This is a genomic window from Micromonospora sp. NBC_01405 (genome assembly GCF_045040155.1).
Taxonomy (GTDB): domain Bacteria; phylum Actinomycetota; class Actinomycetes; order Mycobacteriales; family Micromonosporaceae; genus Micromonospora.
Genome location: NZ_CP109532.1, coordinates 4,024,557 through 4,040,413 on the forward strand (window position 1 = coordinate 4,024,557; position 15,857 = coordinate 4,040,413).

The 15,857-nt window shown below is 72.7% G+C and carries 8 protein-coding genes and 1 pseudogene; 7 read left to right on the plus strand and 2 right to left on the minus strand.

All coding sequences use genetic code 11. The annotated features are described in order from the left end of the window. Nucleotides 1–323: 323 nt before the first annotated feature. On the minus strand, nucleotides 324–794 hold the full coding sequence (gene mce / locus OG559_RS17470; protein WP_405105081.1) for a methylmalonyl-CoA epimerase: 471 nt from the start codon (nucleotides 792–794) through the stop codon (nucleotides 324–326). 80 nt (nucleotides 795–874) lie between these two features. Between mce and OG559_RS17475 the strand changes: the two genes are divergently transcribed. The 6 genes and pseudogenes from OG559_RS17475 to OG559_RS17500 all read left to right on the plus strand — a co-directional run. Further along, nucleotides 875–2,071: an acetyl-CoA C-acetyltransferase gene (locus OG559_RS17475; RefSeq protein WP_405105083.1), complete on the plus strand. Its 1,197-nt coding sequence runs from the start codon at nucleotides 875–877 to the stop codon at nucleotides 2,069–2,071. 124 nt (nucleotides 2,072–2,195) lie between these two features. Continuing rightward, nucleotides 2,196–3,131, plus strand: a complete 936-nt coding sequence (meaB, locus tag OG559_RS17480; protein ID WP_405116741.1) for a methylmalonyl Co-A mutase-associated GTPase MeaB — start codon at nucleotides 2,196–2,198, stop codon at nucleotides 3,129–3,131. A 1-nt stretch (nucleotide 3,132) separates the two neighbouring features. Then, nucleotides 3,133–3,630, plus strand: coding sequence for an Asp23/Gls24 family envelope stress response protein (locus OG559_RS17485; protein ID WP_405105085.1), 498 nt, complete (start codon nucleotides 3,133–3,135; stop codon nucleotides 3,628–3,630). 96 nt (nucleotides 3,631–3,726) lie between these two features. After that, nucleotides 3,727–5,415 carry a methylmalonyl-CoA mutase gene (locus OG559_RS17490; RefSeq protein WP_405105087.1) on the plus strand — a complete coding sequence of 563 codons (1,689 nt, stop codon included), beginning with the start codon at nucleotides 3,727–3,729 and terminating at the stop codon, nucleotides 5,413–5,415. A 123-nt stretch (nucleotides 5,416–5,538) separates the two neighbouring features. Continuing rightward, the gene (locus tag OG559_RS17495) at nucleotides 5,539–6,462 is read left to right on the plus strand and encodes a tetratricopeptide repeat protein (protein WP_405105089.1); all 924 of its coding nucleotides are present in this window, start codon (nucleotides 5,539–5,541) and stop codon (nucleotides 6,460–6,462) included. A 66-nt stretch (nucleotides 6,463–6,528) separates the two neighbouring features. Next, nucleotides 6,529–7,507 (plus strand): annotated as a pseudogene (locus OG559_RS17500) (arginase family protein); the annotation flags it as partial. A gap of 994 nt (nucleotides 7,508–8,501) precedes the next feature. Here the strand turns inward: OG559_RS17500 and OG559_RS17505 are convergent. After that, nucleotides 8,502–10,475 (minus strand): penicillin-binding transpeptidase domain-containing protein, encoded by a 1,974-nt coding sequence (locus OG559_RS17505; protein ID WP_405105091.1) that lies wholly within the window; start codon nucleotides 10,473–10,475, stop codon nucleotides 8,502–8,504. A 286-nt stretch (nucleotides 10,476–10,761) separates the two neighbouring features. Between OG559_RS17505 and OG559_RS17510 the strand changes: the two genes are divergently transcribed. Beyond that, entirely contained in the window at nucleotides 10,762–15,816 is a 5,055-nt protein-coding gene (locus OG559_RS17510; RefSeq protein WP_405105093.1) for an NAD-glutamate dehydrogenase, read from the plus strand. The last annotated feature ends 41 nt before the right edge of the window (nucleotides 15,817–15,857 follow it).

The following is a 15,857-nucleotide window of genomic DNA, read 5'->3' on the forward strand; positions in this document are numbered from 1 at the left end:
CGTCCGCACCCGCGTCGGGGCCCGGCGGATCCGCTTGGTGGCCGTCGCTTCGGCCGGGGTGCTGCCATCGGCACCGGTGCGTACCGACCGCGATGTCGGCATCCGACTCCGGCAACGGCCGCTCCTGTCGGAGCAGGACGTTACTGAACGGTAGTTAGGGCGGGAAGGGTCTGTGAAAAACTGCATCGGCCGATGTGTGGAGCTGTCCGTTGGGCTGCTCAACCGCGCGTCGTCGCGCTCGCCGGGCGAGGGTGGGCCCGGTGTCGGAGGGGCCGGCGGGGGAGTGGGCAGGGCCCCTGCCGCGCCCCCGGCCGGCGATCAGATCAGTGCTCGGCGGGCTCGACCAGCTCGACGAGGACGCCCCCGGCGTCCTTGGGGTGCACGAAGTTGACCCGGGAGCCGGCGGTGCCCCGGCGGGGGGTCTCGAAGAGCAGCCGCATCCCGCGTTCCCGCAGCGCCGCGCAGGCCACGTCGATGTCGGCCACGGTGTACGCCACCTGCTGCACCCCCGGGCCGTTGCGGCCGAGGAACTTCGCGATGGTCGACTCCGGGGTCAGCGGGGCGAGCAGCTGCACGCAGCCGCCCTCGGCGCTCGGGCCGACGGCCAGCATCGCCTCGCGGACGCCCTGCTCGGTGTTGGTCTCGGTGTGTACGCAGCGCATCCCGAAGGTCCGCTGGTAGAAGTCGATCGCGGCGTCCAGGTCGGTGACGGCGATCCCGACGTGGTCGATGCGGCGCAGGCCGATGTCTGTGACGAAGTCGGCAGTGGGCTCGGCGGGGGAGTTCTCAACCATGGCGCTAGTCTGACCGAACACCCGGGTAACCAAACAATCGTTAAGGTGTAAGGCTCGGCATCCCCCTCGGAGGCAGGCAAGTGGCTTCGGTGATCGTCAGCGGCGCGCGGACCCCGATGGGTCGCCTGCTCGGCAACCTCAAGGACCTCCCGGCGACGAAGCTCGGCGGTGTCGCGATCAAGGCCGCGCTGGAGCGCGCCGGGGTCGCCCCCGAGCAGGTGCAGTACGTGATCATGGGCCAGGTGCTCCAGGCCGGCGCGGGCCAGATCCCGGCCCGGCAGGCCGCCGTCGAGGCGGGCATCCCGATGTCGGTGCCGGCACTGAACATCAACAAGGTCTGCCTCTCCGGCCTGGACGCGATCGCCCTGGCCGACCAGCTCATCCGGGCCGGCGAGTTCGACATCGTGGTGGCCGGCGGCATGGAGTCGATGACCAACGCCCCGCACCTGATGCTCGGCCAGCGCGCCGGCTACAAGTACGGCGACGTGACGATCAAGGACCACATGGCGCTCGACGGGCTCACCGACGCCTGGGACTGCTGCTCGATGGGTGAGTCCACCGAGCGGCACGGCGCGAAGCACGGCATCACCCGCGAGGAGCAGGACGCGTTCGCCGCGGCCAGCCACCAGCGGGCCGCCGCCGCGCAGAAGAACGGCCACTTCGCCGAGGAGATCACCCCCGTGATCATCCCGCAGCGCAAGGGCGACCCGCTGGTGATCGGCGAGGACGAGGGCATCCGGCCGGACACCACCGTCGAGTCGCTGGCCAAACTGCGTCCCGCGTTCGCCAAGGACGGCACGATCACCGCCGGCAGCTCCTCGCCGATCTCCGACGGGGCCGCAGCCGTGGTGGTGATGAGCAAGGCCAAGGCCAAGGAGCTCGGGCTGACCTGGCTGGCCGAGATCGGCGCGCACGGCAACGTCGCCGGCCCGGACAACTCGCTGCACTCGCAGCCGTCCAACGCGATCAGCCACGCCCTGAAGAAGGGCGGCCTGGGCATCTCCGACCTCGACCTCGTCGAGATCAACGAGGCGTTCGCCGCCGTCGGCGTCCAGTCCACCCGCGACCTGGGGATCAGCCCGGACAAGGTGAACGTCAACGGCGGCGCCATCGCGCTCGGCCACCCGATCGGGATGTCCGGCGCCCGGCTGGTGCTCAGCCTCGCGCTGGAGCTGAAGCGGCGTGGCGGCGGCACCGGCGCGGCGGCGCTCTGCGGCGGCGGCGGCCAGGGCGACGCGCTGATCATCCACGTCCCCAGCTCCAGCGAGGCAGGGTGAGCGCGAGGAGTGGGCGGGGTGTGCGAGCCCCGCAGCCGCGAACGAGGGCGGCAGGGTGAGCGGAGCGGTCGGGCAGGCACCGGCCGCCGGTGTGCCGTCGGTGCGCCGCAGCCGGGACGTGCCGATGCTGGTGGAACGGGCCCGCGCCGGTGACCCCCGGGCGGTGGCCCGGCTGATCACTCTGGTCGAGTCCGGCGACGAGGCGCTGCCCCAGGTGGCGGCGGCTCTCGCCCCGTACGCCGGTCAGGCCCAGGTGGTCGGGCTGACCGGGTCCCCCGGGGTGGGCAAGTCGACCACCACCAACGAGCTGGTCCGCGCGCTGCGGGCGCGCGGGCACCGGGTCGGGGTGCTCGCCATCGATCCGTCCAGCCCGTTCACCGGCGGGGCGATCCTCGGCGACCGGGTGCGGATGCAGGACCACGCCACCGACCCGGGCGTCTACATCCGGTCGATGTCCAGCCGGGGTCACCTCGGTGGGCTGTCGGCGGCCACCCCGCAGGCGGTCCGGGTGCTCGAGGGCGCCGGCTGCGACGTGGTGCTGGTGGAGACCGTCGGCGTCGGGCAGGCCGAGGTGGAGGTCGCCTCGCTGGCCGACACCACGCTGGTGCTGCTCGCCCCCGGCATGGGCGACGCCATCCAGGCGGTCAAGGCCGGAATCCTGGAGATCGCCGACGTCTTCGTGGTCAACAAGGCCGACCGGGACGGGGTCGACGCCACCGTCCGCGACATCCAGGGCATGATCGCCCTGGGCGAGCGGGGGCCCGGCGAGTGGCGGCCACAGGTGGTCCGGGCGATCGCCTCGCGCGGCGAGGGGATCGACGACATCGCCGCCGCGATCGACAAGCACCGTGACTGGCTGGACAAGCACGACGAGCTGCGCCGCCGTCGGGAGGCGCGGGCCGCCGCCGAGATCGAGGCGATCGCGTTGGGTGTGCTGCGCGCCCGGATCGGCTCGCTGCGCGACGGTACGGAGCTGCCGACGCTCGCCGCGAAGGTGGCCGAGGGGGCCCTCGACCCGTACGCCGCGGCCGACGAACTGCTGGCCCAGCTCCGCTCCTGAGATGTCCACTGCGGACCCCCACGAACTAGTACGCTCGCACCGCTCCACGGCACCGTGGGGCGGTGCGAGCGTACTGGGGGAGAGCATGGGCGACGAGGCGACGCAGGAGCTGTCGGTGACGCCGGACGCGGTGGCGGGCGGCACCACCCAGGTCTCCGACGAGGTGGTGGAGAAGATCGCGGTGGCCGCCGCGCGGTCGGTTCCCGGGGTGTCGGAGCTGGGCGGCGACGTGGCCCGGTTCTTCAACGCGGTGCTCGACAAGGTCGGGCTGGACCAGGTGGGCGACGCCCGGCGCGGCTGCTCGGCGCACGTCACGAACGGCGCGGCGGTGGTCAACCTGGTCATCGTGATCGATGCCGGCCGGCCGGTTCCGCAGGTGACCGACGGGGTGCGGGCGGCGGTCACCCAGGCCGTCGAGGCGTACGGGTTGCGGGTCGACGAGATCAACATCCGGGTCGACGACGTGGCCCTGGGCGAGCCGGCCGGCCCTCCGGCCTGAGCCGGGTTACCAGTCGGTACCGAACTCCTTAGCGATCGTTCAGGCTTGGGTTCTACACTCGGTCTTCTGACGAGGACCCGAGGAGGAGCCCCGCGCATGGACGCCGACGAGATCGCTGCCGGACGGGCACGCTGGCAGGCCCGCTACGACGCCGCACGCAAGCGGGACGCCGACTTCACCACGCTTTCCGGGATGACCGTCGATCCGGTCTACGGCCCGCCGGACGGTGTCACGCACCCGGGCTTCGAGCGGATCGGCTGGCCGGGCGAGTTCCCGTACACCCGGGGGTTGTACCCGACCGGCTACCGGGGGCGCACCTGGACGATCCGGCAGTTCGCCGGCTTCGGCAACGCCCGGCAGACCAACGAGCGCTACAAGATGATCCTCGGCGCGGGCGGCGGCGGCCTGTCCGTCGCGTTCGACATGCCGACGCTGATGGGCCGCGACTCCGACGACCCGCAGGCGCTCGGCGAGGTCGGGCACTGCGGGGTGGCCATCGACACCGCCGCCGACATGGAGACGCTCTTCGACGGCATCGACCTGGCCGGGGTCACCACGTCGATGACCATCTCCGGCCCGGCGGTGCCGGTGTTCTGCATGTACCTGGTGGCCGCCGAGCGGCAGGGCGCCGACGTGTCCGCCCTGGACGGCACGCTGCAGACGGACATCTTCAAGGAGTACATCGCGCAGAAGGAGTGGCTGTTCGACCCGGAGCCGCACCTGCGCCTGATCGGCGACCTGATGGAGTACTGCGCCCGCGAGATCCCCCGGTACAAGCCGCTGTCGGTCTCCGGGTACCACATCCGCGAGGCCGGCTCGACCGCCGCGCAGGAGTTGGCGTACACCCTCGCCGACGGGTTCGGCTACGTCGAGCTGGGGCTGTCGCGCGGGCTGGACGTCAACGTCTTCGCCCCCGGGCTGAGCTTCTTCTTCGACTCGCACGTCGACTTCTTCGAGGAGATCGCCAAGTTCCGCGCCGCCCGCCGGATCTGGGCCCGCTGGCTGCGCGACGTGTACGGCGCGACCAGTGAGAAGGCGCTGTGGCTGCGGTTCCACACCCAGACCGCCGGGGTGTCGCTGACCGCCCAGCAGCCGGTCAACAACGTCGTCCGCACCGCCGTGGAGGCGCTCGCCGCGGTGCTCGGCGGGACGAACTCGCTGCACACCAACGCCCTCGACGAGACCCTGGCCCTGCCGACCGACGAGTCCGCCGAGATCGCCCTGCGTACCCAGCAGGTGCTGATGGAGGAGATCGGGGTGACCAACGTGGCCGACCCGCTCGGCGGCTCCTGGTACGTCGAGGCGCTCACCGACCGGATCGAGGCCGAGGCGGAGGAGATCTTCGCCCGGATCCGGCAGCTCGGCGGCGAGGGGCCGCACCAGATCGGCCCGATGACCTCCGGCATCCTGCGTGGCATCGAGGACGGCTGGTTCACCGGCCACATCGCCGAGTCGGCCTTCGTCTACCAGCAGGCTTTGGAGAAGGGCGACAAGCGGATCGTGGGGGTCAACTGCCACACCGGCACGGTCGCCAAGGACCTGGAGATCCTGCGCATCTCGCACGAGGTGGAGTTGGAGCAGCGCCGGATGCTGGCCGAGCGCAAGACCGCCCGGGACGACGCGGCGGTCTCCGCCGCGGTGACCCGGATGGTCGAGGTGAGCCGCACCGGGGAGAACATGATCCCGGCGATGCTCGACGCCGTCCGCGCCGAGGCCAGCCTCGGCGAGATCTGCGACGCGCTGCGCGCCGAATGGGGCGTCTACCGCGAACCGGCACGCTTCTGACCGGCTGTCGCCGCACCCCCCGACGGGGTGCGGCGACACGGCCGGTGACCAGCCGCGAGAGTCACATTTGTCGCCGTCGCGGTTGATCGGAGTTGGGCGGCGGTCGTGCGAGACTAGGTAACCATGAGCGACCCACGGATCACCTCGTCGATCTTCACCCGCGGCGCGGTCGACCTCAGCGCACTGCGCGGCACCGCACCGGCCCCCACCCGTTCCAGCACACCGGCCCAGGCCGGCCCGCCCTCCGGTCTGCCGGGTGGCGTCGCCACCGGCGGCGGGGCCGCCGTGATCGACGTGACAGAGGCCACCCTCCAGTCCGAGGTGCTCGAACGTTCCGTGGACCTGCCCGTCGTGGTCTTCTTCGGCGCGGCCGGTTACCCGGAGAGCGACCAGTTCGCGCCGGTGCTGGAGCGGCTGGCGGCCGAGGGCGACGGCGCGTGGGTGCTGGCCCGGGTCGATGTCCAGGACAATCCCCGCATCGCCCAGATGTTCCAGGTCCAGGGGATCCCCACCGTCTACGCGGTCGTCGGCGGGCGGCCGGTCGACGCGTTCTCCGGGGTGGTCCCCGAGGCCCAGCTGCGCCAGTGGATCGGCGCGGTGCTCAAGGCCGGCGGGGCCACCGTCGCCGAGCCGGAGGACCCGCGCCTCGACGAGGCCGACGACGCCCTGATGGGCGGCGATCTGGACGCCGCCGAGCAGGCGTACCGGAAGATCCTCGCCGAGTCGCCGGGGGACGCCGCGGCCGAGGCCGGCCTGGCCCAGGTCGGGCTGGCCCGCCGGGTCGCCGGGGCGGACCCGGGCGCGGCGCTCGCCGCCGCCCAGGCCGACCCCGACGACGTCGAGGCCCAGCTCCTCGCCGCCGACGTCGAGGTGCTCAGCGGCATGGCGGACCAGGCATACCAGCGCCTGGTCGGCCTGGTCCGCCGCAGCGCCGGCGAGGACCGGGAGAAGGTACGCCAGCACCTGGTCGGCCTGTTCACCGTCGCCGGGCCGGACGATCCCGCCGTCGCCTCCGCCCGCCGGTCCCTGGCCAGCGCCCTGTTCTGAGTTCGCCGTACGCCAGCGCGGGCCGGCGTTCGCCGGCCCGCCCGACCCACGAGGACGGGAGCCCATATGCGCCGAATCGCCGTCCTCGATGCGCCGTCCAACCTCGGGCTGCGCCCACCCACCCCCACCGCCGTCCCCGGCTGCGGCAAAGCCCCCGGCGCGCTGCGTGACCAGGGCTTGCTGGCCCGGCTGCGGGCCCGCGACGCCGGCTGCCTCACCCCGCCCCGGTACGACCCGGGCGACTGGCGTCCCGGCGACGGCGTCTGCCACGCCCCGGAGATCGCCGCGTACTCGGCCGCGCTGGCCGACCGGATCGGCTCGATCATCGACCGGGGGGAGTTTCCGCTCGTGCTCGGCGGGGACTGCTCGATCCTGCTCGGCTCGGCGCTGGCCATGCACCGGCTCGGCGAGGCGGTCGGCGGCCGGATCGGGCTCGTCTTCGTCGACGGCCACTCCGACTTCCGGCACCCCGGCAACGCCTCCTACGTCGGGGCCGCGGCGGGGGAGGACCTGGCCCTGGTCACCGGGCGCGGGCAGGCCGACCTGGCGGCCATCGAGGGGCGCCGGCCGTACTTCCGGGACATCGACGTGGTGGTGCTCGGCATCCGGGCGCAGGACGAGTACCGCCTCGACCTCCAGGCCGCCGGGATCACCACCCGGCCGGTGCCGGCGCTGCGCGCCGAGGGTGCGGCCCGCACCGCTCAGTGGGCGCACGAGGAACTGGCCGACTGCGCCGGGTACTGGGTGCACGTCGACGTGGACGTGCTCGACCCGGCGGTGATGCCGGCGGTGGACGCCCCGGACGCGGGCGGGATCGCCTTCGCCGAGCTGGAGATCCTGCTCGCCGGCCTGGTGGACACCCCGCACTGCCTCGGCGTCGAGCTGACCGTCTTCGACCCCGACTACGACCAGGACGGGTCGTACGCCGCCGAGATCGTCAACACGGTGGTGGCCGGGCTGGCCCCGGTCACCGCCCCGAGCGCGGTGTCGCCCCGGCTGCTCCCGGCGGCCCCCGGCCGGCGCCCTCCCTCGGCCGGTCGCCAAGCCTTCTCCGCAACCTTCCCAGCTGATGCGCCGCACCGGGGCGCGGCGGGGGATCCGGTCGACGCCGCGTCCCCCGCCGATGCCGCCCCTCCCGCCGCCCCCACGGCCCCCGCCGCCCCCGGCGATGTCGACGGCGCCGCGAGCGGGCCGGAGGAGCCGGACAGGCCGGCGGAGCTGGGCAGCCCAACCGAGGGTGGCCCGGGCCCGGTCCTGGAACCCGTCGGGCCCCCCGCCTCGGCCGGCCCGGGCCTGTTGCGCCGTGTTCCCGCACCGTCTCCGGGCGCCAGCCGCCCCGGCACGGGCGACGACACGTCGCATTCCGCAGCTGGGATCGTCTGACGCGTCGGTCCGCCGCAGCCCGTCCGTCGCGGTCGGTCTGCCGTGGTCGGCTTGCCGCATCTGACGCGGTCCGTCTGTTGCCGCCCTGCTGATCTGTTCGGTGCTGACCCGCCGGTCCGTCGAGGCGTTACCTTGGGGCGTGGCCGGTTGCCGGTTGCCGGGTCGCCGGTCGCCGGTCGCCGGTCGCTGGGTCATGACGCGGCCGGAGGCATCCCGCATAGTGCCTTTGGAGCTGCCCCGTCTGTGCGCCCACCTGGACGCCGGAGTCGCCTGCCCGCAGAGCTGAGGGTGGTGTCGTCCGGGGGGCCGCAAGGACGGGTGATGAGCGAGCGCCCGTAGAGGTGTTCAGGGCGACAGGTGCCCCGTCTGTGCGGGCAGCTCCAAAGGCGCTCCGGCACAGGCCCGTGCCGGCAACGCCGAGACTCCCGCAGCATGTCGAGGGCGACCTTGCAGCTTCAAAGGCGCTCCGGCACAGGCCCGTGCCGGCAACGCCGAGACCCCGCAGCATGTCGAGGGCGACCTTGCAGCTTCAAAGGCGCTCCGGCACAGGCCCGTGCCGGCAACGCCGAGACCCCGCAGCATGTCGAGGGCGACCTTGCAGCTTCAAAGGCACTCCGGCACGGGCCCGTGCCGGGAACCGCCCGGCGGGTCAGCGGTCAGGAGGCGGCGAGGGCGCGCAGGAAGCGCTCGCTGATCGGCACCGCGCTGGCCGTGCTGGACCCGCCCCGCTCCACGAAGACCGCGAACGCCACGTCACCCTGCCAGCCGACGAACCAGGCGTGGGTGTGCGCGGGGTTGTCGTCGTACTCGGCGGTGCCGGTCTTGCCGTGCACCGGCCCGCCGGGGACGTCCTTGAGCGCGCCGGCGGTGCCGGCGGTGACGACCTCGCGCATCATGGTCCGCAGCGGCTGCACCGACTCCGGCTTCAGCTCCGGCCCGGCGGGCGCGGCCTTGGCCGGGGCCGGGTCGAGGACCAGTTTTGGCTGCTCCCAGCGGCCCCGGGCGACGGCGGCGGTGGCGGCGGCCATGGCCAGCGGGCTGACCACGGTGGTGCCCTGCCCGAACGAGGCGGCGGCCTGTTCGGCCGGGGAGCCGTTCGCGGAGACCTTGCCGGTGAACGCGTCGACGCCCAGGTCCCACCCGGCCTCCAGGCCGAGCGCCCGCCCGGTCTGGGCGAGGCCGTCCGCGCCCAGCTTCGGGGCGAGCGCGGCGAAAGCAGTGTTGCAGGACTTCGCGAAGTCGGTGCGGAACGGCACCGAGCCGAGGACGAAGTTGTCGGAGTTCTTGAACGACCGGCCGTCCACGGTGAACGTCTTCGGGCAGGCGACCGGGCCGTCCAAAGTGACCGCACCCCGGTCCAGCAGGCCGAGGGCGCTGACCATCTTGAACGTCGAGCCGGGCGGCACCTGGGCGGTGAAGGCCAGGTTCTCCCCGGCGGCCCCCGGCCCGTTCGCGGCGGCCAGCACCGCGCCGTCGCTGATCCGCACCGCCACCAGGGCGGCGCGGCGCTTCTCCCCGCGCAGCGCGGTGTCGGCGGCGTTCTGGGTGGCCACGTCGAGGGTGGTCTTCACCGCCTGCCCGGCCTTCGGCTCCTCGCGGAACAGCGTCGTGCCGGTCGGCACGACGGTGCCATCCGGCTCCGTCCGCTCGCTGATCACGGTGAGCCCGGGCACGCCGCGCAGCCGTTCGTCGTACCGGCCCTGGAGGCCGCCGTGGCCGACCAGGTCGCCCCGCCGGTACCGGTCGGGGTGGGCGGCGAGGTCGTCGGCCTGGGCCTGGTCGACCGAGCCGAGCAGCGCCCGGGCGAACTCGCGGGTGGGGGCGAGGTCGAGCTTCTCGGCCCGGAACTTGGTGCCGGGCAGGTTGTAGATCCGCGAGCGGATCTGCCGGTACGCCTCGTCGCGTAGCGTCACGACCTCGACGAACGCGCCCGGGTCGGCCTCGGCGAGGCGTTTGGGCAGGTCGGCGAGGTCGACCGGCGGGTTGAGCGCCGGCCGGATCGCCCGGAACGCGGCGTCGAGCTTCCGGGACACCACCTTCACGTCGGTGACCTCGCTCGGTTGCAGCCCGACCCGGACCACCGGGCGGGGCGCCACGACCGGCGCGCCCGCACTGTCGAGCACCCCGGACCGGGGCGCGACGTCCCGGCGCACCGCGAGCCGGTCGCCCGTGGTGAGCTGCTCGTGCACCACCTGCGGCTCCCAGATCACCTGCCACTGGTCGTCGCCGCCCCGGGTGAGCCGTACCTGCCGGTCGTACCCCCAGCGGGTGCCGGCCGGGGGGAGGGTCCAGTCCACCCGGATGCCGGCGGTCGCGATGTTCGCGTCGATCTTCGGGTCCCCGGTGCGGCGCAGCGCCGGTGGGGTGGCCGCCAGCTCTCCGGAGAGTTCCCGGATCTCCCGCGTCACGTCGGCGGCGGGCACCTTCCTCCCGGTCGGGTCGACGAAGCCGACCGCCTGGAGGTCGCCCTTGCCCCAACCGGACAGGAAGGCGTCCACGGCGCGTTCCGGACCGTCCTCGCCGGAGCAGCCGGTCAGCGCGGCGGCGGCCAGCGTGGTGGCCGCGAGCGCCGCGACCAGCCGGCGGGAGCGCGATCGGCGGGGCCCACCAAGGGGGTACGACAGACGCATGGAGCCGTCCTTCCGAATCTCGGGCTTCCGCCACGGTAGTACGGCCCTGCCGGGCCCACTGCCCCGCCCGGCCCGCCACGTGCGCAAAGAGGGCCCGCGAAGGTGTGATGAACATCCCGACCGGGGTACTCCCCAGCCGGCTGACCGCATATCTGCAACGGGTGAAAGGACAGAGTCCCGAACCGGACGTCCGGCCGGTGGTCCGCCGACGAAGGCACGGAGCGGCAGGGCCTAGGCTGGGCGGCAGAGTGACCCACAATGCGGTGGGTCGAGGGGAGTGGCACCGATGGACCGGCGTCCGGCGATCAAACCGGGACCCGACCTCCGGCAGGATGACAGCGGCCGGGACGACTTCGATTCGGCGACCGACGGGGACGGCTTCGGCCGGCTCGACACGGGAGTGACCGGGATGACCGGTTCGAGCATCGACACCATCTACGACCTCGGGCTGCCGGTGGATGCGCTGGCCGACGACGTGGAGGACGCCGAGCTCGACGAGCCGGTGCCGAACGTGGAGCGCCTGGTCGCCCAGGCGGTCGCGCTCGCCGGCGACGACCACGACGCGGCGACACTGGTCGGGCGCTTCTGGCGGTTCGCCCCGGACGAGGAACTGATCGGGTTCACGGCCGAGGAGATGCTCGACGCCGCCCGGGCGCACTGGGATCTGGCGCAGCAGCGGGTGCCGGGCGAGCTGAAGTTGCGCATCCACGAACCGGACGCCGACCAGCACCACACGGTGATCGAGATCGTCACCGACGACATGCCGTTCCTGGTCGACTCGGTGACCGCCCTGCTCAACGCCCACCACCTCGACGTGCATCTGCTGGTGCACCCGCTGGTGGTGGTGCGCCGGGAGCCGCTGGGCCGGTTGACCGAGGTCTCCGCGGACGTGGAGCCCGACGACGCGATCGACGGGGACCTGGTCGAGAGCTGGATGCGGATCGAGATCGACCCGGTCCGCGACGCCAGCGAGCGGGAGAAGCTGCGCCGCGAGCTGCAACGGGTGCTGACCGACGTGCGGGAGGCGGTCGAGGACTGGCCGAAGATGCGCCAGCGCGCCCTGGCCCTGGCCGACGAGCTGGCCGCCGCCCGTACTGCCGACAACCGCCCGCCGGTGCCGGAGAAGGACATCACCGACTCGGTGGAGCTGCTGCGCTGGCTGGCCCACGACCACTTCACCTTCCTCGGCTACCGCGAGTACCGGCTGGTGGACGCCCCCGGCGGTGAGGGCTCGGCGGTGGAGGCGGTGCTCGGCACCGGCCTGGGCATCCTGCGCTCGGACTCCCCGGAGGTGCGGGCGCTGTCCTCGATGACGTCCGAGGCGCACGAGAGGGCGCTGGAGAAGCGCCTGCTGATCATCACCAAGGCGAACTCCCGGGCCACCGTGCACCGCTCGGCGTACCTGGACTACATCGGCTTCAAGATCTTCGACGAGGCCGGTCAGGTGATCGGCGAGCGGCGCTTCCTCGGGCTGTTCTCCACGGCGGCGTACCGGACCAGCGTCCGGGAGCTGCCGGTGGTCCGCCGCAAGGTGGCCGAGGTGCTGGACCGCTCCGGCCTGAGCCGACGCAGCCACTCGGGCAAGGACCTGCTCCAGATCCTGGAGACGTACCCGCGGGACGAGTTGTTCCAGATCAAGACCGAGGATCTGTACCACGCGGTGATCGGCGTGCTGCGGATGGCCGGCCGCCGGCAGCTGCGGGTCTTCCTGCGGCGGGACGCGTACGGGCGGTTCATCTCCTGCCTGATCTACCTGCCCCGGGACCGGTTCACCACGCAGAACCGGCTGCGCATGCAGGACATCCTGCTGCGCGAGCTGAACGGCGTCGGGGTGGACTACACCACCCGGGTCACCGAGTCGATGCTGGCCCGGGTGCACTTCATCGTCCGCACCGATCCGACCCGGCCACCGGGGGACATCGACGCGGACCTGCTCGCCGAGGAACTGGCCGACGCCACCCGGCTGTGGGACGACGACTACCGCCTCGTGCTGGAGCGCAAGCTCGGCGACGAGCAGGCCAAGCACCTGTTCAGCCGGTACGCCGACGCCTTCCCGGAGGGCTACAAGGACGGGCACACGCCGTACGAGGCGATGAAGGACCTGGCGAAGCTGGAGCTGCTGGAGGAGCCCGGCCAGCTTGAGATGCACCTGTTCCGCAAGCAGCTCGCCCCGCGCGGCAACGGCGCCGGCCGGGGCGCGGACCTCGACGAGGCGATGGACGTCCGGTTCAAGGTCTACCGGTACGGCGAGCCGATGATGCTCTCCGCGGTGCTGCCGGTGCTGCACTCCCTCGGCGTCCGGGTGGTCGACGAGCATCCGTACGAGGTGGACCGGATCGACGGCCGGGTCTACCTGTACGACTTCGGGCTGCAACTGCCCGAGGGCCACCAGGAACTGGCCGAGGTGCGCCCGCACGTGGAGAACGCCTTCGCGGCGGCGTGGCGGGGCGAGGCCGAGGTCGACGGCTTCAACGAGCTGGTGCTGCGCGGCGGGCTCACCTGGCGGCAGGTGGTGGTGCTGCGGGCGTACGCGAAGTACCTGCGACAGACCGGGACGGTCTTCTCCCAGGAGTACATGGAGCAGACCTTCATCGCGTACCCGCGGATCACCGCGCTGCTCGTGGATCTCTTCGAGACCCGCTTCGCGCCCGGGGAGCCGACCGCCGAGCAGCGCCGCGAGCGCAGCGGCGAGCTGGTGACGGAGATCGGCGCCGCGCTGGACGACGTGGTCAGCCTCGACCAGGACCGGATCCTGCGGTCGTACCTGACGCTGATCCAGGCCACCCTGCGCACCAGCTTCTACCAGAAGCCGGTCGGCGGGCGGCCGAAGGCGTACGTGGCCTTCAAGCTGGACCCGCAGGCCATCCCGGACCTGCCGGCCCCCCGGCCCAAGTTCGAGATCTTCGTCTACTCGCCCCGGTTCGAGGGCGTGCACCTGCGGTACGGGCCGGTGGCCCGGGGCGGGCTGCGCTGGTCCGACCGGCGGGAGGACTTCCGGACCGAGGTGCTCGGCCTGGTCAAGGCGCAGATGGTGAAGAACGCCGTGATCGTGCCGGTGGGCGCCAAGGGCGGCTTCGTGCTCAAGCAGAAGCCGGGGGACCGGGACGAGGCGGTCGCCTGCTACCAGGAGTTCGTCGGCGCGATGCTCGACATCACCGACAACATCGCCGCCGGTGAGATCGTGCCGCCCGACGACGTGGTCCGCCACGACGGCGACGACCCGTACCTGGTGGTGGCGGCGGACAAGGGCACCGCCACGTTCTCCGACATCGCCAACGAGATCTCGGCGGCGCACAACTTCTGGCTCGGCGACGCGTTCGCCTCCGGCGGCTCGGCCGGGTACGACCACAAGAAGATGGGCATCACCGCCCGGGGCGCCTGGGAGTCGGTGAAGCGGCACTTCCGGGAGCTGGGGCACGACACCCAGACCCAGGACTTCACCGTGGTCGGCGTCGGCGACATGTCCGGCGACGTGTTCGGCAACGGGATGCTGCTGTCCGAGCACATCCGGCTGGTGGCCGCGTTCGACCACCGGCATCTCTTCCTCGACCCGGACCCGGACGCCGCCGCCTCGTACGCCGAGCGCAAGCGGCTGTTCGACCTGCCCCGGTCGTCCTGGGAGGACTACGACCGGTCGCTGATCTCCGAAGGGGGCGGGGTGTACCCGCGCGCGTCGAAGTCGGTGCCGATCTCGCCGCAGGTCCGGGCGGTCCTCGGGCTGGACGACGACGTCAGCCAGCTCTCCCCGCAGGAGCTGATGAAGGCGATCCTCACCGCGCCGGTGGACCTGTTCTGGAACGGCGGCATCGGCACGTACATCAAGGCGTCCAGTCAGACCAACGCGGAGGTGGGCGACAAGTCCAACGACGCGATCCGGGTGGACGGCAAGGCGCTGCGCTGCCGGGTGGTCGGCGAGGGCGGCAACCTCGGTTGCACCCAGCTCGGGCGGATCGAGTACGCCCGGGCGGGCGGGCGGATCTACACCGACTTCATCGACAACGCGGCCGGGGTGGACTGCTCCGACCACGAGGTGAACATCAAGATCCTGCTCAACACGGCGGTCGCGGACGAGGCGCTGACCCGGCCCGAGCGCGACGAGCTGCTGGCCGGGATGACCGAAGAGGTCGGCGAGCTGGTGCTGCGGGACAACTACGACCAGGCCCGGGCGATCAACAACTCGCAGGCCCAGGCCGCCTCGCTGCTGCCGGTGCACCGCCGGATGATCGGCGAGTTGGAGCGCTCGGGCGCGCTGAACCGGGCGCTGGAGGGGCTGCCGCCGGACGACGAGCTGGCGGTGCGCACCGAGTCCGGGCTGACCGCGCCGGAGTTCGCGGTGCTGCTGGCGTACGTGAAGATCGTGCTGGAACGGGAGATCCTCGCCGAGGGGCTCGCCGACGAGGAGTGGACGACCGAGGTGCTGGTCAACTACTTCCCGACCCCGATGCGGGAGCGGTTCGCCGACCGGATGGGCCAGCACCGGCTGCGCCGGGACATCGTGACCACCGTGCTGGTGAACGAGGCGATCAACCGGGGTGGCATTTCGTTCGTGTTCCGGGTGGTCGAGGAGACCGCGGCGTCCGCGGCGGACGTGATCCGGGCGTACGTGGTGGTCCGCGAGGTGTTCGGGCTGCGCGAGCTGTGGGACGCGGTCGAGGCGCTCGACAACAAGGTCGACCCCGAGCTGCAGACCGCCGTCTACCTGGACACCCGGCGGCTGCTCGATCGGGCGGTCCGTTGGCTGGTCACCAACCGGCGCTCGCCGATCGACGTGCCGGCCGAGACCGCCCGGCTGCGCGACGGGGTGGCCCGGCTGCTGCCCGGCCTGGAGAACCTCTTCTACGGCAGCGAGCGGGAGGCCATCGCCGCGCACATCGACGAGATGACCTCCCGGGGGCTGCCGCGCGGCCTGGCCGAGCAGGCGACCCGGCTGATGTACAGCTTCGGGCTGCTCGACGTGGTGGAGACCTCGGCGGGCACCGGTCCGGACGTCGGCGAGGTGGCCTCGGTCTACTTCGTCCTGTCCGACCGGTTCCGGGTCGACTCCCTGCTGTCGAAGATCTCTCTGTTGCCGCGGGAGGACCGCTGGCAGACGCTGGCCCGGATGGCACTGCGCTACGACCTGTACGCCGCGCTGGCCGCGCTCACCGCGGAGGTCCTCGGCTCCACCCCGAACGACCTGCCGCCGCTGGAGCGGGTGTTGCAGTGGGAGCAGTCGAACGCCACCTCGATCCACCGCGCCCAGCGGGCGATGGGGGAGTTCGACGAGTCCCGGGCGGACCTCGCCGCCCTGTCGGTGCTGCTGCGTCAGATCCGTACCCTGGTGCGGACCTCGGCGGCCTGAGTCGCCCGGAGCGCGCCGCGGCCGGTCGGTGTCCCCGACCG